We start from the raw sequence: 607 nt of genomic DNA, 5'->3' as shown, positions 1-607 counted from the left end.
ATCCAGCAAGAAACTCGCCGTTATGATGAAGCAACGAAGAAAACCATTCTTATGCGTGTCAAAGAGGGATCTGACGACTACCGTTACTTCCCAGAGCCAGATCTAGTCGAGCTCTACATTGATGATGAATGGAAGGAACGCGTAAAAGCAAGCATTCCTGAGCTTCCGGATGAGCGCCGCAAGCGTTATATCGAAGAGCTTGGCTTGCCTGCATATGACGCGATGGTTCTGACGCTGACAAAAGAAATGGCTGATTTCTTCGAAGAAACCGTTCAAAAAGGCGCTGAAGCCAAACAAGCGTCTAACTGGCTGATGGGTGAAGTGTCAGCTTACCTAAACGCTGAGCAAAAAGAGCTTGCCGATGTTGCCCTGACACCTGAAGGCCTTGCCGGCATGATCAAATTGATTGAAAAAGGAACCATTTCTTCTAAGATCGCGAAGAAAGTGTTTAAAGAATTGATTGAAAAAGGCGGCGACGCTGAGAAGATTGTGAAAGAGAAAGGCCTTGTTCAGATTTCTGACGAAGGCGTGCTTCTGAAGCTTGTCACTGAGGCGCTTGACAACAATCCTCAATCAATCGAAGACTTTAAAAACGGAAAAGACCGCG

1 pseudogene is annotated in these 607 nt (G+C 46.3%); it reads left to right on the top strand.

Going from position 1 to position 607, the window contains the following annotated elements:
- A pseudogene (locus tag ACWHAR_RS29260) lies at positions 1–607 on the top strand (Asp-tRNA(Asn)/Glu-tRNA(Gln) amidotransferase subunit GatB); the annotation flags it as partial.

The organism is Bacillus sp. LR--39 (assembly GCF_053613335.1).
This window is presented reverse-complemented; position numbering and strand designations above follow the sequence as displayed.